This window comes from Ruegeria sp. AB9 (assembly GCF_056542585.1).
Genome location: NZ_JBQGAA010000008.1, coordinates 160,440 through 186,292, shown reverse-complemented (window position 1 = coordinate 186,292; position 25,853 = coordinate 160,440). Strand labels below are relative to the sequence as shown.

Below are 25,853 nucleotides of genomic sequence, written 5' to 3'. Positions count from 1 at the left end.
ATATGACAGATGCCCAAAGGTATTCCTCTCGGCCATCGCTCTCGCTGCTACCGTGCTGTTCTGGCTGTAAATCAATGAGTCTGGAGCCTAGGTACAAACTGCAAGGACTGATGTTTGCGCAGTCAACTATTTTTTCATGCTGTTTCTCGCCACTGCGTCAGAAATCCATTTTTGTCAGATTTGTTGGCTTCGTTGAGCCTCCCCCGGAACACTAGTACAGGCCAAAATTTTTAGGACAATCGGGTACATTAGATTTCAAAAAATTATTGTCCGTGAAAATGATTTGAAAGAAAGTTGCGATGCTTAGCCTTAGGCTTTGTTTCTTACCCCTCGAGACAAATAGCTACGGATCTCACGATCCTCAAGCGCGCTACATAATTTAACGTGGGATGGCGTTGGATCTGCTATGTAGTGTGCTCCTCGGCCCGGCGGTCGGCTTTGCTCACACGGGATCACCTCGCGGGCAATCTGTCACCGTAACTGGTGACGAGATCCGGACAAGCGACGAATCCCAGATCGCCGCTGTCGAAAGCCTGTCGGTGACAGCTCAGGATCAGGCGGTCATAGATGGCGAACTAATTTCCGGGCAACAAGCTGATCTTTCGGTGACAGCGGGGGATCTCGACTTCCAAGGGCAGATCAATGCGCTCAACACCAACGTCGCTGTATCCGGACAAACCAGCCTTAGTGCCGATGCGCTGTTGGTGGGGCAGTCCGTTTTGGAGTTTCAGTTGGGTTCACTGAACGGAGGGCTTAATGCATCTCATTTCAACCAGCTGCGCGCAGGCGATGGCCTTGCAGTCACGTTGGACTCCGGTGGGTTGTTTGTCGGCGCCTCAGAACAGGTGCTGTTTGATGGAGACCTTCTGCTTGATCTTGGTGGGGACATAGAAAACCGCGGTACGATCAAAGCCAGCGGTGGCCTTCAACTGCGCAGCGGCTCGGATCTGAATAACCTCGGTGGTCTGCTGAAATCCGGCGAGACAATGCAGTTGGTGGCCCGCAATGGAACTGTCCTCAACCAATCGGGGCGCATCGAGGCAGATGGTGGTCTGGCCATCGAAGCAGAAACCTTTGACAACCGTTTCGATAGCATAGTGACTGAACCCTCACAGTCGGGTGTTGAGATATTTGCGGGGACTCCGGACAATAAGACAGCCAGCCTAAGGGTTTCAACCAATCCAGCTGACCTCGAACTAGAAAGCTGTTTTACCAGCAGCCGTTCGAATGGCGGTGCAGACAGAGCGAGTAGTTGCGCAACCATTTATAGCTTTGACGGCGTGTTCTCGAACCAGGGCGGTGTTACCTGGAGCACAGGCACATCTGTTGCGGCTTCCGGGGCTAAGCCGGAAATTCTGTCGGGCGCAGGCATTGTAATTCAGGCAGATACTGTGCGCAACGACGCTGGTTTGATCTCTGCTGAAGGCGGCATCGACGTTCAAAGTTCGGTTTTTTCTAACAACGGGTATCAGGATACCAAGGTCACGCACACTGCGACATACACGAGAAACCTGACCATCGAGATCAACGAGGGCAGCGGTGGAAGTGACGCGGCCTTCACCACACGCACAGAAAGAGTGACCTATTCACCAGTCTCGCGTGAGACTTCCAACGGAGCTACGTCGGAGATTGGCCAAATACTTGCGGGTGGTTCTGTCAACATCAGCAGTACATCAGTCGTGGCGAATGGCGACATTAGATCAACGCCACGTTCAGCCATGATTTCTTCCAGATCCCGGTAAGACACGCCGTATCGGAGATAGAAGAAAACAGCGTACAAGATCGCTTCTTTCGGAAAGTGTGCACCCTTGAATGAGATTGTCACGGTCTGCTCCTTTAATTTTGAGCATGCGCTACCAAAACTAAGCTTGACCTGACAAGTGGGAACTAATTTTGCGACAGAACCCCAGCCTCCCGTCCACGCTCCATCGAGGTGCCGATAATGGCGAGAATATTCGGGCCGATACTGAAAAAGCCGACCGAAAAAATGCCCAAAGCCAAAAGTAAACTGGAAATATCTGCGCTCACTATCGTTCTCCTTTTGCCCTCTACTGAATGCTAACAGACAGAATGAAACGAAAGAAGCAGTCATTCGCCGCTCGGTGGCGAATGAGTTGGTTTGACTTGCGCCGGATATCCCCTGTGGTGGGCATTGATTGATACTACGAGCCCTGAACGGACATAACGGAGAGAGAGTTTATTGCGCTGCGGAGCGGTGAAATATCCTTCGACAACCTCAGCACGAAATACGCAAAACCTGATTGAGGATCAAGTCAAGGCAGCTCTTGGAGAACTGAATACCTCTGGGCCACATTCATTTGCGAGTTTGACACGCCAAGATGGCTCGTACGTTCAAGTAGCCGGTGGAAAACAAAAGTGCCTGATTGAAAAGCGGAATACCATCGACAGCACACATTGGCGCGCTTATCAAACCGAGCCTGCTTTGCCTTCTGATGAGATACAAGTTTTGAATTTTGGCGGAGGTCAAATGACAATGACGGTCGATGAGGTCTTTTCTATTGATGTTGTTGTTTCTGTTTGGCGGGGGGTTCTTTGAAGCAGAACCATTTCCAGCTGGTATTATGTGGAGAGATGTAACGGCGATGTTCCGAAGTCCTTGATCTCTACTGGCTGAGAAAAGACGAAACCAAACCCGATCAGCAGGAGCAAAGAGTAGCTTAACTTACGCTGAAACCTGTCCAAACATTGGGGAGTAGCTCAGGGTAGATTAAAGTTGATACGGTTTGTTGACCTTACAAAAATGTCAATTCAGCGTGAAGTTCATGTAAAGTTTTCACGATAGCGTCTCAAAAAATCAACTTCAATTTCGAAAATCAGAGGTTGGCCCATGACGATAACGGTTTTTGGGGCGTTTCGTGCAAACACTACGCTGACGGATGCCGCAGCTGGGTTCGGGACTCTTGGTGCTACATTTGAAATAAGCGCCTATAGTCAGATTACAATCAGCGATGGAGTGGATGGAACCGTTGTTGACGGTGACGACCTCATCAACGAGGTTCCAAACGACCCCACCCAGACATTCCTTGGAAACGCGATCTTTTGGGATTATTCGATTCAAGTAAATGACGGTGTCAATACATACCAAGTTGGTGTTTTTGACTACGATATCAACGGGAATGGAGCGAGTGCTGGCGTTGATGCCGAAGACGGGTTCTTCATTGCGTTCATTGGCGGTTCTATCCCACCTCTGAACACAACTCTCACACTTGGACCCGTTCTTGATAACGGTGCTGCGGTTGACGTTGATACTCTTGTCCCATGTTTTACTGAGGGAACCTTGATTGAAACTGTGGCGGGCCCACGTCCAATAGAGAGCATTTGTGTCAATGATGATGTGGTCACTCTGGACAACGGTCTTCAACCTGTTAGGTGGATCGGTTTTCGAACTCTGAAAGCCAAGGAACTGTCTGCAAAGCCAAAACTTTGTCCTATAAAGATAGTGTCTGGTGCGCTTGGTGATGGATTGCCAAAGCGTGATTTGTGTGTTTCTCCACAACACCGAATGCTATGCAAATCTCCCATCGCCACAAGAATTTTTGGAGAAGAGGAAGTCTTAATTACGGCGAAAAAGTTAACAGACTTACCAGGAATATTTGTCGACGAAGAAGTTGAATCAGTTTGCTATTTTCATCTTTTATTTGATCGTCATGAGATCATCTTCGCGGAGGGCGCGCCAGCAGAGAGTTTGTTCACAGGCCCAATTGCACTGGAGAGCGTTGGAGATAAGGCTTACAAAGAAATACTTTGTTTGTTTCCGGAAGTTTCCTCGGCTGACTACTTACCGAAACCGGCACGCCAAATCCCACAAAAAGGGAAGCAGATTTCGAACTTTATTCGACGTCATGTGCACAACAAAAAGCCGCTCATTTCGGTGTTTAAAACCGAATGACAAAACAGTTGCATTCATGCACCAGAGAAGCGAGTGGGACCATTTAACAATCAAAAGATGAATCTAGTGTGAAACCGAAAATACTACCTGCGTTTAAGGTGTTAACGTGACAACACCTTTCTATCGGCTGAAACCGATTGACAAGTGTCGATTGCAGGTCCCGAGCTCGCACCAGTTGGGAATCTTTTGCGTGAAAGTAATTAGAGTAGTCGAGAACAGAACAGAAGAATCCTTGGAGGAAAATTCTTGATATGCATTTGCAAAGTCTTTAAGCCGCTAGTTTTACTACTTTTACCCATTCCTGCTGCGGTGTTAGCAGACAGCATACATTTTTCGGGCCTCTACGTACCAGAAGGTTTGACCTGTGAGGACGGTGCGAAAATTGCGGCGGAGTACAGCGATTTCCGCGCGGGTTACCTGATTTGTGATGATCAGGGCCGCAAATCCGACGATGCAGACTGTACCTATGCGCAGGTTCAGGCCTTACGCGGGACATCTCTGCAAATTGTCGATCTCGAATGTTCTTACGACGGCTCGTCGTATGAATTCCGTCAGGTGCTGTCACCCTTGAGCAACAACCGAAAGTTGTTTGTCAACGGGCTGGATGACGGTACTTCGATCTATCAGATTTACACGTATTGCGGTTGGGTGCCTGAGGGCAACTAGCGCCGCACGCGCATCGCTGGCAGAGGCAGGCAATATGAAAATCGAACACATCGCACCACCGCGGCGCAGATCATGTTTGGCATTCACGACGGCACTTTTCCTTGCGTCGATTGTGAATGGCGAGGCAGCGGCACAAGGGTATTGCAGCTCCGTTACTGGTACAGGACTGAACCTTGGTTGCGCTGAGACGCTCGCCAATACATCAACCGGTACTCTGGGCGCTGCTGATGTCTTCCTAGACCCCGTCATTGGTCGTTTTGATGGTTTGGTCTGGGACTCGGACACAATGTCCGGGCTGGCACTTGGGGGGTTCCGAACCCGTGAGTCAATTGCATTTTCCAGATCAGTTTATCGCTCGTGGGAGAATGTTTTCATTGGGTCAACCAGAACCGACGGAAGAAAAACGGCCCTAGACGTGTTTGCATTCCGGGATCCGCCTTCGGGCCCCGGAAACGTTCAAGCGACATTGTTGTTTGATCGACTAACGCTCGAAAACACCTCTTTGACGATTCGGGACGGAGTAAGCTCTGCTGGCCCTCAGACCGGTCAGATTGTTAACCTTAGCCTCGGTTTTGGCGCAGCCGGTGTCGGGCGTGGCGGTGGACTTACGCTTCGGAATAGCAATTTGGTTTTTCGGGATGGAACCCGCCTTTCAATGAACTCGCCAGATGGCGGACCTGCGTTCATCAGAGCCGAACGCGGAAGGAACGAATTGCGTTTGGGAAGCAATCATATTTTTGGTGTGCCGCTTACTGTCGATGTTGCAGACGGCGCGCGACTTGACCTGGTCGGCACCACCATCGAGCCGTTTCTTGATAGCTGGCTGACCGTTGGTCAGGGTGCGGAGCTACAACTTCGATCCAACTCGGTCCTAGGTTTAACAAAGTCGAACGGCTCCGCGACGCCTTCCTCTGAGATCATGGGGGGTACACTTCGCCTTGAAGGTGCTGGGACGGAGCTACAATTGACCGATCCTCAGATAACTGACGGTTCTGTCTTTCTTGAAACGGGTGCCACGTTTCGTGTTCAGGACTCCAACAATGCCGCAAGCACGTTAACATTCGCGGGAAACAGCAAGCTGCGCTTCGAAAGTGGGGCTTCAGCCGTTGCTGGCTCTGTGACGGGGCCAGACGATTTAACTGTGAACGTGCGCGCGGGCACAACAGTCGTTTCGTCGTCAACGCTGATGGACGTCGGCGCAGGCTTGCGCGCAAGCAACATTGCAATAAATCGGGGTACATTGGACATCTCCGGCCTGAGCGCTCAAAGCGACTTTTATGACAACTTGTCTGCGCTTTCTGTGGTAAATGGTGGAACGTTCATGGACGCTGGATCGCAGGTATACTCTGGCCTCAATACGCTAAACGTCGATGGCGGCACGTTGCGCTCGCTAGCCACATTTGGGTCTTTTACTGGCCCAAGTGGTCCAATGGTCGCACGACTTAACGACAGCACGATCGACCTTTTTGGGGCATTGTCTCCTGGGTCTGGCATCGCGCCGGGTTTGGCGAGCTTGCGACTGAATGCAGAACAAACTGAGTTTTCGGGTGACAACTATATACGCATTGGGATCAGCCCCTCCGGCGGGTGCTCGGTCTCTGGGGGCAACTGCATTCCGGGAACAACGAGATACAGCGGGCAACTGGTCACCAATGTGGCAGGAACTGCACCAAGTTTGACGGGGTTCGACACTGTTTTTTTCGTACCACTTGCAACTGACCAAAATGCCGGTGCCACAGACTATGTAAACGGCGGCGTGAGCGGCATCTACACTGTTGCCTTGAACAATCCGGCAATCGGACTTCCAGGCACCACCGCAGCCTACGATGCGAGGCCGCGCACTCCAACAGCTACGGACTTGGCATCCGCTGGTTCAACGCTCCCGGCAAATCTATTGTATTCCATCGTCAACGACCCGCTCGTAGATGATCAAGTGGACATATCGTTCATAGACGTCGGATTGACGAATAACCCGTTCATCGCTTCCACATACACGCCTCAAACAACTACGTCCGTTGTCACAAATCCAAATACAGGCAATCAGACAACGACAACAGTCGTTACTACGCCATCGGGCCGCGGCGCGACCCAAACTGTAACCACAACGATCACAGCGCCCGGTGGCAGGGTGATTTCCACCAACACGGTCACGAATACCTTGGGGCCTCCACAAGGAACTACCAACACCGCCTCTTATGGACAATTGCTCACCAACTCAGGACAAAGCATCCCGCATAACGGTCTCAACGAAGTAGAGACTCTGCATCCAGAAGCCTATGCCTCTTTCATGACTGTCGCATTGGAGCAAAGCGATCTGCGCCGCAACATGGTTCTTTCGAATGCCAATGGTCGAGCCAGCGGCAATGGCCGTATCGAGGGACTAACCAGCGAAGGCCGGAATGTCTGGTTCGATGCAGGCCTGACCAGCGGGCAGGTCGATGCAGAAGGCGGGTTAGCCGGGTTCGACTATGACCTTAACCAGTTCATCCTCGGCGCCGACATTTGGACAGACAATCGTCGCCGCTTTGGCGCCTACCTTGGTTACGGCACCTATTCGATGTCAGATCACACGACCTCTACTGATATGCTCGACTTTTCCTCTGACGCGTTCAGCATCGGCGCGTTCGGTGTGGTGGAGTCAACGAACTGGTCTTTTTCAGGAATGGCTGGCGTGTCATGGGGGGACACGGACGCGGCACGGGACGCGATCACTGGGTCAAGCGTAAATCGTCATACTGCAAACTATGATCATACAACATACGAGATTGCTGTGCGCGCGGAATACACTTCCCTGCCGTCACGCGGAGGTTGGCATCTCGCACCGGAAGTCGGACTGGGTTACGCCCGTTACGAACAGGACGGATTCACTGAAGATGGCGATTTGGCAACGGCATTGGCGGTGGACGACTCAACTGCGGATAGTCTGATCGGAAGCATCGGCGTCAACCTGACCGGGCCAGCGTTTGGCGGTGGTCTAATACCTCTTGGATTCATACGGTACGAACACGATTTTCTGGCGGCATCCGACGACACACACGATATTAACGCGGCCTTTGCCGCGTCCCCTGGCATTTCTCAGTCATTTGTCGGCACCCATCGAGGCGAGAACGCAATCTCCGTCGGTTTGGGTTTTGCAACGACCGTGAACGCGTCCGTCGATGCTTCTGCGGGACTTGTCTACCAGAAAAATACAAACGGCGACGAACTCGGTGGCGGCTTAAGGATCACTTGGCGATTCTGAAGTTATTCTCCGGCTGTGGGCCGTCTTTGCGATGGCCAGTGGCAGAAACACGCGGTTCGCGTGCATTCATAAGAATCGCAGAATAGATAAGAGCGGGCTCGACGTCGTCATCTGTGTAATTCGCTCGTACGTCTGGTCTCGGGTGCTTGCGGGTGTCTCGCGCTGAAATTGGTATGTTGCGCGCCGCTCTTAGCGCGTTTGGAAATGATCCGCTCACCCTTTTTGTTTTCGCCTATTTCGCGACAGTCTTTCTCCAACTATTCTAAAATCGTCCGAGAACCCCGGGAGTACAATAATGCGAATTGCTGTCACAACCACACTTCTTTTCGCTTTTCTTGCAATGCCTGCATTTACTGATCCCGCGACGGAATGCGAAGGAAGTAGTCAGGTCGAGATTGGAACCTGTGTAGCAGAGACTCTTCGCAAGGCAGATGCATCGCTTGAGGTTTTCTTGGGTTTCGCTGCGGCTTCCGCCGAAGAACTCGATGTTGTCACCGGACGCGAAGTTGCGGCTCCCGCATTAGAAGCTTCGCAGGCCGCGTGGCAGGCCTATCGTGATGCTCAATGCGAGTATGTTGGCGCGTCCTTTGGAGGTGGATTAGGAACTAGTATCGGAATAGACTCTTGCAAGATCGAACTCGCGCGTGACCGTGAGAAAGAACTCCGACGCTATATTCAGTGAAAATGGTAGCGGAAGGGCGCTTTGAGCATGGGTAAGCCAGTGACGCACCCTTTTTAAGCAAGCTGCTTGTTCCGAACATTTATCAAACCATTCGAGAAGCTATCCGCTCTGGGCTGGTTGCAGCCATCTGATGACCGAAGGTGAACAGGGGAAAAGTCTCGCATCTCGGAAACCGCAACTCCAGTATTGAATGTCAGGTTAAGGCTGGTCGTGCAGGGAGCCACAACAGTAACACGCTACCTGAAGCGCTCTTTGAACTGCACCTGCATTTACAGCAATCCTTTTGTCGCAACGTAGATAGAAATGAGTCCGTGGTGCAGCGGAATAGTGGTCTCTGATGTGGGGTTCAAGGCGGTCAACAAAATGCTGAAAGGCTTTGGCTGCCCGATCTCGATTGAGATGGTAAGGCGGAAATACCTTAACAACATCGTGGAACAGGACCATCGTTTCATCAAACGAAAGATCAGACCCATGCTAAGATTCAAGGCGTTCGCTTCAGCGGCGGCAACTCTCGAGGGAATCGAAGTGGCACACATGATCCGCAAAGGTCAAATCACGCCCGGAGTCTGTCCGTTTCGGCAGTTTGCAGAGCTGGCCGCTTAGCCCCAGTACAATGCTATCGCTGCCTCCAGTTAAAACTTCGCAACAGATCCCGCCTTCGAGGTTATTTTGCGAGCACTATCATGCCACGCACACGGTATACTACGAGTTAATCGTTGGCGCGGGACGATAATCAAGGTATCGCGCCGATGCCTAACGTCCCGCAAGCAAGAAAACTGCAAAGGCAGCAAAGATGGTGCTGCCTCAACAGTGCTTCCGGGGGCCACAGTCTCCCCATCAATACAGACCGCAGGGCACTGTGTTTTCGGATCTCCTTCGAGCTCCTTCATGAAACTTGACGCTTGTTACAGCGGCCAGCAAAGAGGCCGAGCTCAGTGCCCCGCCTCTTTGGGAAGAAAGCGTCCCGAGTTAACGTCCTGTTCCAGTTCGTAGTAGAACCAACGTTTGGTGTCAGATCCTTTTTCGTTTCGAAAGGCCACCACTGCACGGCGGCCGTCGGTACGCAGATTTATAGCGCCGTAAACACCAACGTTGCGCTTGAAAAGCTGATCGAGAATCTTGTCGCGCTCTGCCTCTAGTTTCTCGATTTTCTCCTCGTCATCCTCTTCTCTCACAAGCAGATCGTTGATCTTTTCCAGCCGTGGTCGCAATTCCGGGTCTTCGCGCTCGCGCGTTGAACGGAGGATTTCCGTGCAAAGAATGAGAGGCCTGTCGCCCGAGCCTTTTCGGCCCAGTAGACCAAGAAGGTCTGGTCGCGGATGAACATGACTTTCCTCGTCACCAGAAGATACGACGTAGGCCGCAGGGGCAGTTGCTTCCAGAAACTCGTCGGTAACATCCGACGACCCGTGATGGCAGCATTTCATCAGATCGACAGAAAAGCGTTCTGCGGCTCTTTCGATCATTCCTGGAATTTGCGAACTGGTCGGTTTCTTTCCGTTGTTGCCGTAGTGACGTGTCAGGAAAGTTTCCGCCGGAGAATTTAGATCGCCGCCAAAAAGCACATTCAGACCTCGGTAGCTCAAGCGCATCAACACCGAGTGGCCGTTTTTGGTTTTGCCGTTATCCATCGATCTGGACGTGAACGTACTGCCGAAAATGCGAAGCCCGTCCTTGCCATTAGGAGCTTCTTGCACCACCGGACCCAGAATTTCGATTGTTAGCTCCGGATTGTCGGATGGAGCAAAGCCCGACAGCCAGCTTTTGTCGTCTTCTTGCGTGCCATGCTTGGTCGACACCATCTCGATCGCACCAACCCGGCCACTCTCCAGCGCTGTCCACATCAGCTTTGGAAAGTGTGTTCTACCGCGGTTGGCTTCGTCCTGTAAAAGCTGCCGGAGGCTGTTGGTATCAGGTCTCAAGTCCGTGACAAAACCGTCTTCGATCTCTCCGAGCCTCAGCTTTTTGGAGGGTGCTTTTCGTTCGATTATTCCGTTGTGATACACTTTCTCGAATGCAATTTTCTCATGTTCAAAAATAGGCTGGAAGCCGCGGTAGTGATCGGCGTCCGGATGGGTGACAATCGCTGCATGAAATTTGAACTCTTTCTTAAAGTCACGGAAACGCCAGTTCAGGAACCGCATCATGTTGTCGCGATCCCCTGCGTCGACGATCATGATCCTTTCGTCGTTCCCTGTGCCTGGCGTAGTCAAAATACACCCGTCGCCCTGTCCCACATCCAGAAAAATGATTTCCAGGAGCCTTTCTTCCTGAAAGTCATCCTTGTGTATTGCGAACGTGTTTTTTCCCCAGTTGACTTCAAACCAATCACTATCGATTGGATCACCGACCCTCAGCCAGTCACCCCACAGAAGCTGTTTACGCCTTTTAGATGATTTCTTTTGGGGGTCGTTGCGATCGTACAAGTAGACCACGGGGCCTTTGGCGTAGCGAATTCTCGGCATCAAATCCTCCTTGGAAATATACCTTAAGTGTACACAACCTCTTCATTTTTTCTAATAGATTGTGCTGAGATTCACGGAGCGTCTCGTTTGCCAACTGTTCTTTTCGGCTTCTACTATGCTGACACCAGCATCAGTTTTGATGTGAATGTCGAATTCGCCTGACGTTCTAAGTCCTTTCTTTCTTGTCCCTTGATGGCCGGTACGAAAGTGTTTCTGCAGGTACTTACGATATCTTTGCAATGCACGACGTTTCCGGCGCTTAAAACACTGAACCATTACAACTAATCTCGGCATCACGTGTTCGCTCTGAAATAGCCGTACTGTTTATGATCACAAAAGTATGGATGAAGGTTGGCTTAGCAACCGATTCAACTTCGTCGGTGTAGACGACGGAACTCGGTCGGTGAGCAATTGTTGCGTCCAGAAAATACCCTTGAAAAATAATATGGATCAGAGAACCCTGTGGTTTCAGCAATCTTCGAGATCGGTGCATCGGTCTCGACCAAAAGCTCCTTCGCTCGGGCGAGGCGTACTGCGGTCTGCAGCTTTTTTGGTGATACACCGGTAAGCTCGATGCATCGGCGGCGCAGTGTCGAAAGCGCTACCTCGAATTCTTCAGCTATGCTCTCGATACAAAGCTCTTCACCTGCATTGTCTTGTATCCAGTTGATCAGCTCTTCAATTCTGCAGGCACTCTCTTGAGCGGTGACCTGCCGTTCCAACATAGCACATTTCACCAACAACGCATGTAGATCCAGAGCAGCATTCATCTCGCCAATCCGGGAACTGCCTCGGGGCCGAGAATGAAGATCAGCAAACAATCGTCGCGTTTCTGCTGGGTCACCAAGCTGCAACACCGGCCTCTGCCGGGATAGCAGAGCGTTGTCGAAGAATTCGTCTACAAGCACACCATCGAACAATACCCAGCGCTCATGCCATGATCCTGAGGAGGTCGGGCCATAGGTGTGTCGCAAGTCGGCAACCAGAAAAATCAGTGCCGGGCCGACGACGGGTATCGCTGCGCCCTCGCCCGACCGCATGAACCCTGAGCCGCTTTCAACAAAGACCAAGCAATGTTCCTTCAAGGTTCTCTCTGAAATCACCGACCCAACGGTCTGCACTCCGGAGGCAATGATCGATAGCGCGGAGCGAGTGGCATGGAGCGATGACCCAAAATGCGATAATCGTCCCAGGCTCATAGCGTTTTGTCCATCTTGGCTGATTTCTGCATGGAGAAATAACACGTAAATCACGTATCGACCAGTCATTCGGCTACTTATAGGCGAACCGTTTTCGTGAATTTTGGGAGAGGCAGATGTTAGATGAAGTTGGAAATTACGGGCTTTTTCTTGAAAAGAAATTTGATTTGAGGATGATCAATCTGTCTTTGACAGATATCCAAACCAGCTGTGAACGATCAGTTGAAGCACTTGAATGGGACTTATACGAATGTGACAGGCGACGCGTTGAGTTTCTGACCGAAACGTCAAAAACCAACAGCAAGATGCAGTCCTTCCTTTCTGAATGCACATCCGGCGCGCTCCTAACGGAAACACAGTTAGGAACTGCAAGAGAGCTTCTTGGTGGACTGCAACGTGCTTACTTTGACGATATTGCCCCTCGGCGCAAACGCGCCCTCGGGCGCGTTTGCGCGGCTCAAGGGGCCGAGGGCTGGGTTCTAAATTGGCAGGGTGCCAGCGACTTTGCCCAGTCGGCAACCGACTTTTACCCGGCGCTTCGAAAGTTTCCACCTATCGGGCAAGAGCTTCGGGAATGCCCGGTACTGGCCGGGTTGATCCAGTCAGCACTAGTCGAAATCGCCCATCTCAGAAGTAATGTTTTCAAGGCTGAGATTTTTGTCCACCATGTTCAGCTTCACTGCACGGCGCGAGGACTGGGCGAAGGCGCGCCAGAAGGGATCCATCAGGATGGTGCGGACTTCATCGTGCCAGCATTTGTCGTACGGCGAGACAATGTGTCAGGATTCATCAGCCAAACCTATCTAGCCCAAGACGGGGTGCTGGTTCCGCTGTCGACGATCGAATTGGCCGTGGGCGAATGGGTTTTGCAGTGCGATTCAAACAGCCCGCTGTTTCACGATGTATCGCCCGGCTGGCGAACCAGATCCTCAGAGGTCGGCATCAGAGAAACACTTGGTCTGGACATTCATCTGAGGTAGCAAACATGGAATCTAATGTGCAAATTGTTCCGGGCACCGACAGCCTTTATTGTCAGTTTTTCAATCTTTCCTCTCTGCCGATCAATCTGAGGATCGACGGGCAGTCTCTGACCATTGAAAGCGGTGGCGAAGAAGTTTTTCCAGGTTCGCGGCAAAAAATTCAACTTGCCAATGCAAACAACGACCTACGTTGCGCACAATATCTGACGGGTGAGGTGAGCAGCGTCTTTGTCTACTCCGATTCCGATGAACCTGACGGGCACCCGTGGTTTCGGTCAAAGATGCGAGATTTCCACTGGTTGTCAGGCCTCTCCCCGCAGCGGTTGAGAGACTCTGGCGAAGCCGAAATTGACGAGGACATTGAAGGCGTTTTCTCGTCAAATCAGGCACTGAAACCATTTTTCTTACCGACCTTGCGCAATCAGATCGACCTGCTGCACCAGCATTGGGTCGGCGCACGGGAGCGGCTGGAGAAAGCAGAGGTCAGCGGGACCATTCCCCATATTTTCCATTTCGTCTGGATTTCCGCGGAGTTTGGAAAACCGGTGGCAAAACTGCGCAAGAGCCATCTTGCCCGGGCCAAGAGTTGGTTGCGGGAAAACGAAGATGCGTTCGAGTACTGGATCTGGACCGACGCAGAATCCGAGGACGCTCTCAATATTGAGGAACTTCGCGAATATGCGCGAGAACTTGGGATATCGGAACGCCTGAGAGTCATTCCGATGGATCAGCTCAGGATTGATGCAAAGCGTCATTTTCGCCCTGATCGATTCTTGAAGCTAAGCGACCGTACAGGATCCGAGGTCGGCGTTACCTATCAAGATATTCTGAATGTGATCCTCGAATTCGCGGAGTCCCCAAATGTGGGGATCAGATCGGATGTCCTGAAATTTACAATCCTGTATCTGTACGGCGGCGTCTATCTCGACATCAACGACACCGAGTGCATTAAGCCTTTTGCGTCCCTTATCCAGCCGTTTGACTTTGTCGCTTGTATGGAACCACAGGGGTACATCAATACCGCCATGGCCGGTGCGCGTCGTCATTCCGAAGTGCTCTTGTCTTATTTGTTGATGCTCTGGTGGCAACGGAAACAAATAGCTGGACTGAATAATCAGATCGACAACTATCGTCAGCGGCTTGCGTCCGAGGCATGTGATGAAAACGAAGCGCTGCGAATTCGCAACGCTATCGACAAGCTTGTTGTGCGGCGTACGGGACCGATCGCATTTACCAAAGCAATTTTGGGCTATCTGTCCGAGGATGCCGGAGCAGAGAAGGTGGCCGTTTTGCCGTCAGCGTATCTCTATCCGGGCTGGGGCCTAATGCGCTCTCATACCCGTGATGAATGGCTCAAACCCGTTTCATACGCCAATCACTACGACGAGAGAGCATATGTCGGTCACACGAACATATCTGTGGACGATGACATCCGTCGTGCGCTCGGGCAGTTACCAGGTAGCTCAAGCGTCCGTTCCAGCGGGTATCTGTAGGCGATACCACGACTCCTCCTAGATTCAGGAACTTTTCAGGCCCAGCAAATGACGGATACCCCAATGAACCGCCGAAGCGTCACTGCATCACTTATGTCAATTGCCCTTCCGCTTGTTGGAGGGCTGGCCGCGCAAACCGCGGTCCAGATTATTGATACCGTTATGCTGGGCCGGTACTCGGTGGATGCTCTCGCTGCTGCTGTTGTCGGAACCTCCATGCTGTTTCTGTTCTTCACAATTGGAAGCGGCATTGCATCGGCTGTGCTTGCGATCAGCAGCGGTGAAGGCGGTCATGAGCGCCCAACGACACTTGCCGCGGGGCTCATTCTCTCGGCGGGCTTTTCCATTATGGCCTGGTTTGTGCTGTACCACGCAGAACCGATATTGCTTTGGTTCGGCCAGCCCGCACAGATTGCAGCTGACGCCGAGAAGTACTTGCGTCTGGCGGGCGCCGGCTTGCTCCCCGCTGTTCTCACCATGACTTTGCGTAGCCATGCCACCGCGCTTGAGCGCACCCAAATTGTTTTTTGGGTCTCGGTCGCGGCTTTGCCGATTAATGCGTTTCTTAACTGGATCTTCATCTTCGGTCACTTGGGTGCACCAGAGATGGGAATCCGAGGAGCAGCCCTTGCTACGCTTGTGTCCCATGGTGTCAGCTTTATTGCGACATATGTGTGTATTCAGCGGATCGACCAGTTTGCTGTCAGCCAAACTCTTCACTCAGACTTTAGGGCCATAGCGCGGGTTTTCGATCTTAGTTGGCCAATTGCAATGTCTAATTTGGCCGAGTTGGGAATGTTCACGGCGATCACCCTTATTGTCGGTTCAATGGGGGTACTGCAGGTGGCCTCCCACGGGATCGTCGTTCAGATTACTTCTGCCGCATTCATCGTTCATCTTGCAGTTTCCCAGGCTGCCACGACGAAGTTGGGCCAGGCGCATTCGGTCCAGGACCTGGTGATGATGCGCCGGGTCGGTTACGCCTCGGCGGGACTGTCCTTTGGCGTGGTCGCGCTGACCACATGCGTCTTTGTGTTGTTTCCGCCAGCTCTGGTATCGCTTTTCATCAGAGCTGATGATCCAAAGTTTCCGGCCATACTTGGCTTGGCAAGCCTCGTGTTGATCGTAGCAGCGATTTCACAGTTGATGGATTCTATGCAGATTGTCGCAATGGGTCTTCTACGCGGAATGAGGGACACCAAAATTCCAATGATCATCACAGTGGTATGCTATTGGGGACTCGCTATCCCTCTTGCTTTCTTGCTTGGCAAGCTACAAAGGCTGGACGTTTTGGGAGTATGGATCGGTGTAGCGACCGGATTGTTGGCCGCAGCAGCGCTTTTGTGGACCCGCTTTCTTCTGGCTACAAAAGCTCGGGACCAGACCCGCGCTGATGCGGTCTGCTGATCTTGGACATGAGGTACCATCGATGCACCTCCGAAGCAGGCATTGGCTGCAACGCATCATTCTTGCAAAATGGGCTCACAGTCAGGTTTCGCGGCGCCATGTCGGAACGGCCAGTTCCGGTCTGGGTCAGAAATGCTTGACGCTTGGGTCGAAAATGCGTGACGCGGCGCCCTGATATGATTCAGAAAATCTACCGCCGAGAGTCGGGAACTTATGACGGTCCACAGAAAGAGGGTGGCCGACTTGTAGCGGTTCTTCCCGTAAGCGCGGCGGTTGCTGAAACACCAAAACACCTCGCTTTCTGCAGACGGCCGAGAAAGCATATGGTGGCCGTCTGTGGGGTCTATTCTCAGATCTTCCACCAGAGAGCTTTGCGGAGGCCGGAACACGGATCAACACGGTCATTCTGTCTTTGTGGAAGTGACCGTCAGGGCATCGCCGCAGCGGTGCCCCAAAGCTTCGCCGTTTTTTGGTAGTCCGGCGGGATCTGTTGCGAAGTTTTAACTGGAGACAGCGATAGCATTGTACCGGGGCTAGGCGCTGCCGCATTCATGACGTTATGCTCGAGCCCCTTGAGCCTGCAAATGATCCGTTTGATTTACCGAAAGTTATTCACCCGCGGCATCTGGTGTCGTCAACAGCCAGAAGTTTGCAACAGATACCTCTTGTTCAATGTCTGAAGGTGGGACGCTGACTGGACATCAGACAGTTCGCCGAAGCCAGTCGTTGGAAGGTCGGACAGGAATCAGCGATCTGCCAATCGGATCAAAGCGCTTGCCATTGTTTCTGCGAACATCCAAGCGCGCGCGAAATGCGCTCCGCGTGTTCAATGAGCATTGGCGCGTATCCTCTAAGCCGCTCAATCGTTAGGCGGCTGGCCGGTGCAGACAGGCCAATTGCGGCGCATACCGCTCCGGTATTGTCGCAGATCGGTGCGGCGACGCCTATTACGTCAGTGCGCCACTCGCCGGCGTTCAGTGCAAAACGATCGCGACGGATCGCTGAGACTTCATCAGCAAAGCTACGCGGTTGAGCAATCGTTTTGTCGGTAAATTGTTCTGCTGAGTTTAGACATGATTTGACCTGCGCCTCCTCGGCGTAGGCCAACATCACCTTTCCCGTGGCCGTGCAATGGGCCGGTGCACGACCGCCGAGCTGAGTGTAGGCGCGCACTGGTTCTTGGCTTTCGATTTTTTCGACATAGAGTACCTCGCAACCGTGTAGCTCGGAAAGATGCACCGTTTCGCTTGTTGCCTCCGAGAGAGCTCGCATGGAGCCTCGCGCAAGATCACGGAGATTGAGTCTAGAAATAACCGCGTTTCCCAGTTCCCAGGTTTTGAGCGTTGCTTTGTAGTCGCTGCTGGGCGTTTGCTGGACATAGCCAAGTGTCTGCAAAGTTTGTAGCAGGCGGTGAACATTGCTTTTGCCAAGTTCCGATAGGTTGGAGATCTCGGTGACCCCCAAAGGGGTTTCGGACCGTGACAAAATTTCCAAGAGGCCGAATGCCTTGACGACGGCTTTGTCCATATGTCTGCCTCATCCATTGGTCTGTTTTGTAGTACATTTATGGCAAAGGAGCGGTTTGAGCAATCGGTGCTTACGCCTACAAGAAAGCATCTTGTTCACGAGGGTGCCTCGGCTCTGAACGGGTCGCGATGGCGATTATCACCTAAACCAAATCACCAGATCAGGAAGAAAAGCCAACCAGAAGCAGATCAGCACCAGCATCGAAAAAGCAGGGACCGCCCGGATAGCGATGGTCGTGAATGCAACTCCGCTAACCGCTGAGGCCGCAAAGAGGTTGATGCCAACCGGTGGCGTGATGAACCCCACGGACAGTGTACACACCACGAAGACGCCGAAATGAACTGGATCGAACCCAAGTTGCGCGCCAATTGGGTAGAGGATTGGCATGATCACCAGGATCGCTGCAATGGGTTCCAGCAGGCAGCCGACGATCAAAAGCAAGGCCACAATCAGTGCCACTGACAATGTGAAGCCCGTTCCCATCGTGGTAAAGGCTGACACCAGTTCATCCGGGATGCGCAGGACTGCCAGAACCTCGCCAAACAGGATCGAGAACGCAATGATAGGCGCGAGAATGCCCGTTGTGCGCGATGCGGCAAGAAAAATCGAAGGAATCTCGCTGAACCGGATTTCTCGTACCAACACCAGTTCAACAATGAAAACATATGCGACGGCAACGGCGGCTGCTTCGGTCGGTGTGAAAAACCCGCCATAAATGCCACCTAAAATGACGGCCGGTGCACCGAAACCATAGCGCGCATTCCAGATCGCCCTGAGCAGTGCGCGACCGGAAAACGCAGTCCTTTCATTCGCACCCCAATTCCCAAACAGGCAAACAAAATAGTTCGCGACGCAAAGCCCGGCGGCGATCATCAGGCCCGGCAGAATCCCAGCGATGAACAGATCCCCGACCGAAGTGCCGGTTGCGATGCCGTAGACGATGAAAATCAGGCTGGGCGGCACGATGACGCCAAGTATCCCGCCGGATGCAGCAAGCGAGGCCGCATAGCCAGAATCATATCCGCGTTCGCGCAGCGCGGGCACCATGATCTTGCCGATGGTGGCCGTATCTGCCGAACTGGATCCGCTTGTTCCCGCAAAGAAAAAGCAGCCAAAGATTGTCGCCATGCCGAGCCCGCCGCGGAGCCAGCCCACCAGCGCTTCACCCAGGCCAACAAGGTCGCGCGCGATGCGCCCGCGCGAAATAGTCTCGCCTGCCAGAATGAACAGCGGCATAGCTAGAAGCGCCCAGCTGTCTAGACTGTCAAAGAGCGTGGTGCCGAGACTGGACAGCGAATAGGCGCCGGTCAGGAGCATAAGCGACAGTGAGCCGACCGCCAATACAATGAACAGGGGCAAACCAATCACGAGATGCACAAGCATCAGCAGGATGACGGCCCAGGCGATGTGAATGTCACTCATGTATGATTGCCTCTTTGTTCACCTCGCCTGCCTTTTGCCAGCGGCGATGTGCGCGTTGCGCAATTCGGATCAGCATCAGGCCCCAACCCAGCGGTAATGCGGCCTGTGCCCAAGACAGATTTAGCGGCAGGCTGTGCATACGGATGTTCGCCATGCGCTGAATCGACATCAACTCGACCGAATACCAGATTACGGCACAGGCGATTCCGACGCAGAGCAGATCGATGTAGCTCTCAAGGATCATCCGGGCACGTGGACCCAAACGCTGAGGGATAAGATCAATGCGAATATGTTCATCGTGCCGAAAGGCTTCAGCTGCCGCGAAATAGGCGAAATAGACAAAGGCATAGCGTGCCGTCATCTCGCCCCACGGGGTAGAATGCGATAGGAAGTAACGCAGACAGACCTCGGCCAGGATGATCAGAAAGAAATAGGCGTAAGCCAATACAACGATGGCGCTGATGGCCGGGCCATCGAGGAAACGGAGGAAGCGGGATAAAGTGTGTGTCATTGGATACCTGATGCAGGTGCCCGGCTGACAAACGGAGGACAGCCGGGCAATCTGCTTTCTGCGGCGGGACTCAGACCTGGCCCTGCAGGTCGAGAACGGTGTTCAGCGCGTCGCGCCCGAACGCCTCTTTCAGATCTTCATATTCTGGGCGCTGGTGACCCATCGTGTCGATCCAGAGTCTCTTCTCATCGGGCGAAAGCTGGATCACTTCGATCCCGCTATCGGTCCAGAGCTTGACCATATCCTGATTGGCCTGAAGTTGTTTTTCGCGCTGATAGGCATAGCTTTCCTCGCCAGCGCGCATGATCGCCTCTTGCACCTCTGGTTCAAGCCCGTCGAACCAGCGTTTCGAAAGCACCGTGATATGGCAGTTAAAGTTCAGCTCATACATCGTCGCACTGCTGAGCGTTTCGTGGATCTTGGTTGCGGTCAGCGGGCCAAGCCCGACGCTGAGTGCGTCGGCAGCGCCTTGTTGCATCGCCTGATAGGCCTCGGCCCAGGCGATGGATACGGGACTGGCTGACGTCAGCTTGAACATCACATCCTCCACCCGCGTTCCGTTGGTGCGGACTTTGAGGCCTGCCAGATCTTCGGGCGTGCGTACGGTCCGGCCCACCTTGTTCGAAATGCCCAGAACACGGAACCCGGCATTGGCCCACATGCCCGGTACAACCTGGAACCCGCTGGAGGCAGGGCGGGCGATGAAGTCAGACTGGCGGAACCCGTCTGTCTGGATCACATCCTCGAAGTTGTCGTTTGACGGGAACAGGAACGGGAAGTCGAGGATATTGTAGACCTCTGAGTAGGCCACAAAATTGCCGGTTGAAAGCTGACAGCCCTGGATCGCATTGGTCAGCACTTTTTGTGGCAGTACGTTTTGACCGCCCAAGCTGCCGGCATCGTGGATATCGACCTCTAGCGCCCCATCCGCATATTTCTCGGCGGCCTGTTTGAACTGCTGAAGTCCGGTGATCATGTAGGCTTCGGTCGCGGGGCCGAAGGTGTGACCGAAAGTCAGTTTGTGCTTGGTACCTGCAAGCGCCGGATTGGCAATGATCGGTACTGCCAGACCCGCGGTAGCGGTCGTTTTAAGGAAATTGCGTCTGCTGTAGTTGGTCATTTTAGCTCCCCATCGGTGTGACACGGGCCGGTGTTGGTAACCCGGCTGTGTCAAACGGCGTTGATTGATGGTCTGTATAACAGAACATTTTTCTATTTTATGGAAAACTAGTTTTAAAGCAAGCGTGCAACTGATTTTGAGTGATTGCAGCCTCTGGTGAGGCGTCAGACGCGCTGCTGAGTCCGCCCAAAACCGTATGTACTGATCGCACTGCTCAGTTTTTGAGCAACTGACAAAGCAAGGCTATCCTGGTGGCGGGGCGCGATGACTTGAATGCCAAAGGGGAGGCCATTGTGGTCAGTTCCACAGGGTATCGAAACGACCGGACAACCGGTCAGAGAAATCACCCAGGTCAGGGCATACCAAGCGGTATAGTTATTTAGTTTCAAACCATTGATAGTTTCTGGGTACGGCATATCAACCGGAAACGGGGATACACCGGTTGCAGGTGCAAGGACGACGTCGACCTCATTGAAAATTGCTTGAAAGCGGCGCAGTAGTTCCGAGTGCTCCGCTGTGGCGCGGGCAGCATCGGACAGCGTTATGCTGCCCGCTTCGGCAAGGTTGGCGCAGATATTGTCACCAAGTCTCGGGTCGGTTTCGACGCCATGCTCGTAAGCTGTGGCACATACATCCGTTACACGTATCACGCGAAATGCGTTTGGGGCTGCTGAAAGATCGGGCGTAACGGTCTGCTTTGCGGAAAAATGTTCTGCAAGAACAGTCAGCCGGTTATTAGCCAAGGCGCGAACCTCATCGTCGAGCGTTGCGATCCCGAAATCCGTCGACACTCCGACGCGGAGGTCATTCAGATCTACAGAATCTAGTGCGCTGGACGAAGGGAGCGAAGCGGATCTTGGATCACCGGGCTCGGCCCCTTCGATTGCCGACAGGCATAGGGCGGCATCCTCCACCGAACGCGCCATTGGCCCTTCGGTCCAGAGCGGGGAATTGCAAACTGCCAGAGCGGAACACGGCACGCGGCCGGGTGTCGGGCGCATGCCGACGACACCGCAGAACGAGGCGGGAATGCGCAGGCTCCCCCCAAAATCCGAACCGATCGCCAGCGGGGCCATGCCGCATGCCACGGCCACCGCCGACCCACCTGAGGAACCACCGCATGTCAGCGTGGGGTCGTAGGGATTGCGGGTAGCGCCATAGACTTTGTTGAAAGTGTTGGCCCCAGCGCCAAATTCGGGCGTGTTGGTCTTGCCCAAAATGATAGCTCCCGCTTCGCGCAGACGCCGAACGATATCTCCGTCAGTATCAGGGACATTGGTTTGGAAACATAAAGAACCGTAACTTGTGGTCAGCCCCTTTGTTTCAATCAGGTCCTTCACAAGAACAGGTAGCCCGAACAGAGCGGGCAAGTTGGCCTGACCTGTGCGTGTCCGGCCCATTGCATCAGCGGTTGCGCGCGCGGCGTCATAATCGGTCGCGACGACTGCATTAACCTTCGGATTGACGGTTTCAATCCGCGCGATGCAACTTTCCAGCAAATCGCGCACGCTGAGACGACCGGCTTTGATTTCAACGCGTGCTTCAACTGCGCCCAGATCACATGGCGATGTGTATATCATTTCGCTTCTCCCGGAGGTTCAGGCGGATTCTGCGAGTTTTCCACCAGCTGGTAGCGCAGAGGGATAACATAGGCAGTTCGCCGCACAGTCTCGGTTTCGAAACGCAGATACCGTTCCGAACCATAGGCCGTGCGCCCAGCAGGATCGTTCATGACGACTTCGGCGTGCCCTTGCAGTGCCAAAACATCGCCTGATGCGAAATCCGGGAAAAGCAGGCCACAGCGCGGGTCCTGTAGAATATTACCAAACGCGTTGAAGAAATTATTGCCGTCATAATCGGGTACAACCAAAGTGCGATCGCTTAGAACTTTCACAAAACCAGGCAGGCCGCCCCGGTGGTTGACATCCACCCCGGCGCGGGGGTCATCCGTCAAATCGGGCGCGCGCGAGGCGATGAACAACATGTCCGCGCTTGTTATCTGTGTAACATCTTTTGCTTGGAACGCCTTGGTCTCGGTGACCTTTCCAGCTTGCGCCGGGTTCATGGCGCATGCCTCGCGTATATGGATGTAGCGCGGACAGTTGCCAAAGCTTTGATCTACTTCGATCTGCAGCGTATGGCCGTCCACCTGACGGACTGTGCCGTTCATCCGGTTCCGCCGTTTGGTCTCCACCTCAATACCCAGCACGCTGATCTTGGCACCTTTGTGTAGCCGCAGGTCTGCAGGCTCGCCCGGCAACGAAGCCGACGTGATGTTTAGATGCCGAGGATCGGGTGAAGACATGAAGCCTGGTGTACCAGTGCGCAGAAAGGGCCAGATTCGCCCCTCGGCATCGACAGCGCTGAGTACGACAAAGCGAAGCTGGGCAAAGAAGTCGCGGTGTTGGTCGGGCATGTAGTCACGTACCACCCTCTGCCCGCGCGACTGCATCTTCTCTTCTATATCTAACTCACGGTGCAGTCGTTTTTCACCCTCATGCCAGATCGAGTGCGGGGTGCTCATTCTTGCAGCACCATCTCGACAAACCCTTCCAGGCCACGCACGCGCTCCATCCAGGCGGTGATATTGGGGTAGGGGCTCAAATCAAGCCCACCTTCATGCGCCACGGCGAGGTATGAGTAGTTGGCAATGTCGGCCAGTGTGGGGCTATCGCCCGCCAGCCATGCACGCCCCTGCAAGTAAGCCTCCATCATCCTGAACAGCTTTTCCGATTGTGCGACGGCCATGTCATAATCCAGATCAAGCCCGAACAGTTTGACCAAACGGGCGGAATTGGGCCCCCGGAACTGGGTGCCCGCCGCGATGGCCAGCCATTCGTCCATGCGCGCCTCGCCCTGAGCGTCCTGCGGAATCCAGCCTGCATCCGGCGCATATGTGTTGGCGAGATAGCGGATGATTGCGATGGAATCGTTCAGCACAAAATCTCCGTCCTTGATCGCGGGCACCTGTCCCAGTGGGTTGATCGCCAGATATTCGTCCCCCTGACGCTGGCCTTCCATTTCCATCACGGGCACGAGCGTCAGGTCGACCCCCATGAGGGAGGCGGCAAGGCGGACGCGATGGCAGTGGCCGGATGGGGGAACATCATAGAGCGTGACGGGCATGGGTTTTCCTTTTTGGGTCGGAGTCCCGGACAGCTTGGCTTTTGCATCATTGACAGACCAGAACGAAATTTATGACAATTCCTGTGCAAAACCACACAGGGTGACATCACAGATCATGCGGGATCGGAACTGGGAAGATTTACGTTTGGTACTGGCCATCGCCAATGGGCACGGTCTGTCCGGGGCGGCGCGTCTTTTGGGGTTGCACCACGCAACCGTGCTGCGGCGGCTGAACGCGTTCGAGTACCGAATGGGCGTTGTGCTGTTCGATCGTCGGCCCTCGGGATATATGCCGACAGAATCCGGCGAGGAATTGGCCCGGATCGCAGCAGAGATCGAGGAACAGGTGGACGGGGCCTATCGCAAGCTTGCGGGACAGGATTTGCGATTGTCGGGGACGATCCGTCTGGCCACGTCAGATTTTCTCGCCCAGACTTTGCTTGTGCCGGTACTGCGCGCGTTTCATCAACGCTATCCTTCGATTGAAATCGAAACGGCAATCTCGCCGCAATTTGCATCTTTGACCAAGCGGGATGCCGATGTCGCGCTGCGGGCGGTTAAGAAAGTGCCAGACCATCTGGTTGGGCAACATATCGCATCAATCGCTTACGGAGTGTATGGCCGTAAAGACGTGGTGGTCAAGCGTCGCGGCAGCGGGCTGGAGCAGTTGGATTGGGTCGGAGATGATCACACGATTGCACATGTCACCACCAATCAGTGGCGGCAGGAGAGTTTTCCCAATGCACGGATCAAAATCCGCTATGACAGCCTGATCGGCAAATTCACTGCGATCCGCAGCGGTATGGGGGTGGGGTATCTGCCGCATTTTCTGGCGGCGACTAATCCCGATCTTGAATGCGTTTCAACCAATCCCGCGGCGTGGCGGCTGGATCTTTGGATCCTGACCCATCCCGATCTGTCCCGCATGAACCGCGTGCAGAGCTTTTTCCGCACAACCCAGGATGTGCTCGGCGCGATGCAGCTTTCTCAGATCGATGAATCGTCGCCACCGGTTTTGTAACGCAACACTCTCCTTTACCCCGGTCTGACCATGTGAGAGGGATCATGAAAATGATCACGGACATGATCGATAAAGGCCAGCGTTACGCGCCGGTAGACATCCCGTTTCAGACTAATACAGCACAGTTTCAACGGGCGGTGGGTGCCTTCCAGGGGAACATAGCTGACCTGCGTGCCGTCATAGTTCGTCTGGTTCTTGGGCTTCAGATTGAGGATCGAATATCCCAACCCGTTTCCGACAAAGGACCGGATGGTCTCGAATGAGCCGACCGCTTGTGACTGCAAGGGACGCAGGCCACGCTGCTCGAAGAGCGAAAAGAAGTAATTCCGGCTGTGCGGCAAATCCAGGTAGATGAATTTCTGATCCACCAGGTCTTCCAGACGCACGCTTTCTCGATCTGCAAACGGGTGTTCAGGCGCAAAGATGGCTTGCGGCGGAAACACCGCGACAAAATCGGTGCGGTAGCTGTTGGGCAGGTTCAGATCAAAGGTCAGCCCAATCTCGTATTTGCCGCTGTCGATCGCGTCATAGACCTCTTGCTGGTTGCCAATCCTGAGATCAATGGAGACGCCGGGATAACGGTTCTGAAATGTGCGCACGAGCGATGCCATGAATACCGGCGCGATGTTGACGAAGGTCACTATTTTTAGTTCACCAGTGACTTCGTTGACGACGCTGGTCGCAATCGCTTCGAAATCCTCGGCATGAGACAGGATGACCCGCGCCTCACGTAGAAGGATATCCCCCGATGGCGTAAGCGTAACGCCTGCAGTGTTGCGACGCAGAAAGAGCGCGACATTGTACTGCTTTTCAAGTTGCAGGATGGCGCTGGAAATCGAGGGCTGCGATACGTTGAGAAGCCGCGCCGCCTCGGAAATCGAGCCGTGATCGGCCGTCGCCACAAAGTAGCGCAATTGGCGGAGCGTGTATCTCATAGATTTTCCCTATGGGTGCCACTCAAACATTATATTAGGTAAATGGGTACGACTACCCCATCGTATCCAGGCATGCAGTGCGCCCGATCGGAAAGGGGCAGCGCTCATTTCACCTCAGACCAAATTTTACAGGTCGGCGGCATCCGGC

Annotated in this window: 21 protein-coding genes and 2 pseudogenes; 11 read left to right on the top strand and 12 right to left on the bottom strand. The window is 53.5% G+C overall.

Annotated elements, in window-relative coordinates:
- The first annotated feature begins 389 nt into the window (after positions 1-389).
- On the top strand, positions 390-1,742 hold the full coding sequence (locus ACR0K5_RS16805; protein WP_480630803.1) for a hypothetical protein: 1,353 nt from the start codon (positions 390-392) through the stop codon (positions 1,740-1,742).
- On the opposite strand, the pseudogene ACR0K5_RS16800 reads toward ACR0K5_RS16805, so the two are convergent.
- Positions 1,703-1,825, bottom strand: a pseudogene (locus tag ACR0K5_RS16800) (IS6 family transposase); the annotation flags it as partial. The gene ACR0K5_RS16805 and the pseudogene ACR0K5_RS16800 overlap by 40 nt on opposite strands.
- Before the next feature lie 62 nt (positions 1,826-1,887).
- Positions 1,888-2,028 (bottom strand): hypothetical protein, encoded by a 141-nt coding sequence (locus ACR0K5_RS16795; RefSeq protein ID WP_480630802.1) that lies wholly within the window; start codon positions 2,026-2,028, stop codon positions 1,888-1,890.
- Positions 2,029-2,215: 187 nt separating this feature from the next.
- On the opposite strand from ACR0K5_RS16795, the gene ACR0K5_RS16790 reads away from it, so the two are divergent.
- The 6 genes and pseudogenes from ACR0K5_RS16790 to ACR0K5_RS16765 all read left to right on the top strand — a co-directional run.
- Complete coding sequence (locus ACR0K5_RS16790; protein WP_480630801.1) at positions 2,216-2,557, top strand: hypothetical protein; 342 nt, start codon at positions 2,216-2,218, stop codon at positions 2,555-2,557.
- Between the two features lie 291 nt (positions 2,558-2,848).
- Complete coding sequence (locus ACR0K5_RS16785; RefSeq protein WP_480630800.1) at positions 2,849-3,910, top strand: Hint domain-containing protein; 1,062 nt, start codon at positions 2,849-2,851, stop codon at positions 3,908-3,910.
- A gap of 357 nt (positions 3,911-4,267) precedes the next feature.
- Positions 4,268-4,576, top strand: a complete 309-nt coding sequence (locus ACR0K5_RS16780) for a hypothetical protein (protein WP_480630799.1) — start codon at positions 4,268-4,270, stop codon at positions 4,574-4,576.
- Positions 4,577-5,231: 655 nt separating this feature from the next.
- Entirely contained in the window at positions 5,232-7,817 is a 2,586-nt protein-coding gene (locus ACR0K5_RS16775; RefSeq protein ID WP_480630798.1) for an autotransporter domain-containing protein, read from the top strand.
- A 340-nt stretch (positions 7,818-8,157) separates the two neighbouring features.
- Positions 8,158-8,499 carry a lysozyme inhibitor LprI family protein gene (locus ACR0K5_RS16770; protein WP_480630797.1) on the top strand — a complete coding sequence of 114 codons (342 nt, stop codon included), beginning with the start codon at positions 8,158-8,160 and terminating at the stop codon, positions 8,497-8,499.
- A 342-nt stretch (positions 8,500-8,841) separates the two neighbouring features.
- Positions 8,842-9,102 (top strand): annotated as a pseudogene (locus ACR0K5_RS16765) (DDE-type integrase/transposase/recombinase); the annotation flags it as partial.
- A gap of 329 nt (positions 9,103-9,431) precedes the next feature.
- On the opposite strand, the gene ACR0K5_RS16760 reads toward ACR0K5_RS16765, so the two are convergent.
- Positions 9,432-10,925, bottom strand: coding sequence for a ComEC/Rec2 family competence protein (locus ACR0K5_RS16760; protein WP_480630796.1), 1,494 nt, complete (start codon positions 10,923-10,925; stop codon positions 9,432-9,434).
- Between the two features lie 407 nt (positions 10,926-11,332).
- Positions 11,333-12,232 carry a helix-turn-helix domain-containing protein gene (locus ACR0K5_RS16755; protein WP_480630795.1) on the bottom strand — a complete coding sequence of 300 codons (900 nt, stop codon included), beginning with the start codon at positions 12,230-12,232 and terminating at the stop codon, positions 11,333-11,335.
- A 104-nt stretch (positions 12,233-12,336) separates the two neighbouring features.
- Here ACR0K5_RS16755 and ACR0K5_RS16750 point away from each other — a divergent pair, with 104 nt between their 5' ends.
- Genes ACR0K5_RS16750 through ACR0K5_RS16740 form a run of 3 tightly spaced genes read left to right on the top strand, consistent with a single transcriptional unit; the run spans position 12,337 to position 16,043 of the window.
- Positions 12,337-13,143 (top strand): 2OG-Fe dioxygenase family protein, encoded by an 807-nt coding sequence (locus tag ACR0K5_RS16750; protein ID WP_480630794.1) that lies wholly within the window; start codon positions 12,337-12,339, stop codon positions 13,141-13,143.
- 5 nt (positions 13,144-13,148) lie between these two features.
- Positions 13,149-14,636 carry a glycosyltransferase gene (locus ACR0K5_RS16745; protein ID WP_480533366.1) on the top strand — a complete coding sequence of 496 codons (1,488 nt, stop codon included), beginning with the start codon at positions 13,149-13,151 and terminating at the stop codon, positions 14,634-14,636.
- Between the two features lie 48 nt (positions 14,637-14,684).
- The gene (locus ACR0K5_RS16740; RefSeq protein ID WP_480630793.1) at positions 14,685-16,043 is read left to right on the top strand and encodes an MATE family efflux transporter; all 1,359 of its coding nucleotides are present in this window, start codon (positions 14,685-14,687) and stop codon (positions 16,041-16,043) included.
- A 765-nt stretch (positions 16,044-16,808) separates the two neighbouring features.
- Here the strand turns inward: ACR0K5_RS16740 and ACR0K5_RS16735 are convergent.
- The 7 genes from ACR0K5_RS16735 to ACR0K5_RS16705 all read right to left on the bottom strand — a co-directional run bounded on the left by ACR0K5_RS16735 (position 16,809) and on the right by ACR0K5_RS16705 (position 23,749).
- Positions 16,809-17,570: an IclR family transcriptional regulator gene (locus tag ACR0K5_RS16735; RefSeq protein WP_480533372.1), complete on the bottom strand. Its 762-nt coding sequence runs from the start codon at positions 17,568-17,570 to the stop codon at positions 16,809-16,811.
- A gap of 138 nt (positions 17,571-17,708) precedes the next feature.
- Positions 17,709-18,992, bottom strand: a complete 1,284-nt coding sequence (locus tag ACR0K5_RS16730; RefSeq protein WP_480630792.1) for a TRAP transporter large permease — start codon at positions 18,990-18,992, stop codon at positions 17,709-17,711.
- Positions 18,985-19,503: a TRAP transporter small permease gene (locus ACR0K5_RS16725; RefSeq protein WP_480533376.1), complete on the bottom strand. Its 519-nt coding sequence runs from the start codon at positions 19,501-19,503 to the stop codon at positions 18,985-18,987. The genes ACR0K5_RS16730 and ACR0K5_RS16725 overlap by 8 nt, the downstream gene beginning before the upstream one ends.
- 70 nt (positions 19,504-19,573) lie before the next feature.
- Positions 19,574-20,623: a TRAP transporter substrate-binding protein gene (locus tag ACR0K5_RS16720; RefSeq protein WP_480630791.1), complete on the bottom strand. Its 1,050-nt coding sequence runs from the start codon at positions 20,621-20,623 to the stop codon at positions 19,574-19,576.
- A 164-nt stretch (positions 20,624-20,787) separates the two neighbouring features.
- Entirely contained in the window at positions 20,788-22,203 is a 1,416-nt protein-coding gene (locus tag ACR0K5_RS16715; RefSeq protein ID WP_480630790.1) for an amidase, read from the bottom strand.
- A complete protein-coding gene (locus ACR0K5_RS16710; RefSeq protein ID WP_480630789.1) occupies positions 22,200-23,147 on the bottom strand; it encodes a hypothetical protein in 948 nt (315 codons plus the stop codon). Before ACR0K5_RS16710 ends, ACR0K5_RS16715 begins: the two co-directional genes overlap by 4 nt.
- Positions 23,144-23,749: a glutathione S-transferase family protein gene (locus ACR0K5_RS16705; protein ID WP_480630788.1), complete on the bottom strand. Its 606-nt coding sequence runs from the start codon at positions 23,747-23,749 to the stop codon at positions 23,144-23,146. The genes ACR0K5_RS16710 and ACR0K5_RS16705 overlap by 4 nt, the downstream gene beginning before the upstream one ends.
- A gap of 100 nt (positions 23,750-23,849) precedes the next feature.
- On the opposite strand from ACR0K5_RS16705, the gene ACR0K5_RS16700 reads away from it, so the two are divergent.
- Positions 23,850-24,770 carry a LysR family transcriptional regulator gene (locus tag ACR0K5_RS16700; protein ID WP_480630787.1) on the top strand — a complete coding sequence of 307 codons (921 nt, stop codon included), beginning with the start codon at positions 23,850-23,852 and terminating at the stop codon, positions 24,768-24,770.
- 14 nt (positions 24,771-24,784) lie between these two features.
- Here ACR0K5_RS16700 and ACR0K5_RS16695 read toward each other — a convergent pair whose 3' ends face one another.
- Entirely contained in the window at positions 24,785-25,705 is a 921-nt protein-coding gene (locus tag ACR0K5_RS16695) for a LysR family transcriptional regulator (protein ID WP_480630786.1), read from the bottom strand.
- Between the last annotated feature and the right edge of the window lie 148 nt (positions 25,706-25,853).

Excerpts from the sequence above, each read along its gene's own strand:
- ACR0K5_RS16705 (WP_480630788.1), bottom strand. The coding sequence starts at position 23,749 with ATGCCCGTCACGCTCTATGATGTTCCCCCATCCGGCCACTGCCATCGC.
- ACR0K5_RS16755 (WP_480630795.1), bottom strand. The coding sequence starts at position 12,232 with ATGACTGGTCGATACGTGATTTACGTGTTATTTCTCCATGCAGAAATC.
- ACR0K5_RS16775 (WP_480630798.1), top strand. The coding sequence starts at position 5,232 with ATGAACTCGCCAGATGGCGGACCTGCGTTCATCAGAGCCGAACGCGGA.
- ACR0K5_RS16745 (WP_480533366.1), top strand. The coding sequence starts at position 13,149 with ATGGAATCTAATGTGCAAATTGTTCCGGGCACCGACAGCCTTTATTGT.
- ACR0K5_RS16730 (WP_480630792.1), bottom strand. The coding sequence starts at position 18,992 with ATGAGTGACATTCACATCGCCTGGGCCGTCATCCTGCTGATGCTTGTG.
- ACR0K5_RS16750 (WP_480630794.1), top strand. The coding sequence starts at position 12,337 with ATGATCAATCTGTCTTTGACAGATATCCAAACCAGCTGTGAACGATCA.
- ACR0K5_RS16735 (WP_480533372.1), bottom strand. The coding sequence starts at position 17,570 with ATGGACAAAGCCGTCGTCAAGGCATTCGGCCTCTTGGAAATTTTGTCA.
- ACR0K5_RS16805 (WP_480630803.1), top strand. The coding sequence starts at position 390 with ATGGCGTTGGATCTGCTATGTAGTGTGCTCCTCGGCCCGGCGGTCGGC.
- ACR0K5_RS16715 (WP_480630790.1), bottom strand. The coding sequence starts at position 22,203 with ATGATATACACATCGCCATGTGATCTGGGCGCAGTTGAAGCACGCGTT.
- ACR0K5_RS16785 (WP_480630800.1), top strand. The coding sequence starts at position 2,849 with ATGACGATAACGGTTTTTGGGGCGTTTCGTGCAAACACTACGCTGACG.
- ACR0K5_RS16725 (WP_480533376.1), bottom strand. The coding sequence starts at position 19,503 with ATGACACACACTTTATCCCGCTTCCTCCGTTTCCTCGATGGCCCGGCC.
- ACR0K5_RS16710 (WP_480630789.1), bottom strand. The coding sequence starts at position 23,147 with ATGAGCACCCCGCACTCGATCTGGCATGAGGGTGAAAAACGACTGCAC.
- ACR0K5_RS16720 (WP_480630791.1), bottom strand. The coding sequence starts at position 20,623 with ATGACCAACTACAGCAGACGCAATTTCCTTAAAACGACCGCTACCGCG.
- ACR0K5_RS16770 (WP_480630797.1), top strand. The coding sequence starts at position 8,158 with ATGCCTGCATTTACTGATCCCGCGACGGAATGCGAAGGAAGTAGTCAG.
- ACR0K5_RS16740 (WP_480630793.1), top strand. The coding sequence starts at position 14,685 with ATGACGGATACCCCAATGAACCGCCGAAGCGTCACTGCATCACTTATG.
- ACR0K5_RS16695 (WP_480630786.1), bottom strand. The coding sequence starts at position 25,705 with ATGAGATACACGCTCCGCCAATTGCGCTACTTTGTGGCGACGGCCGAT.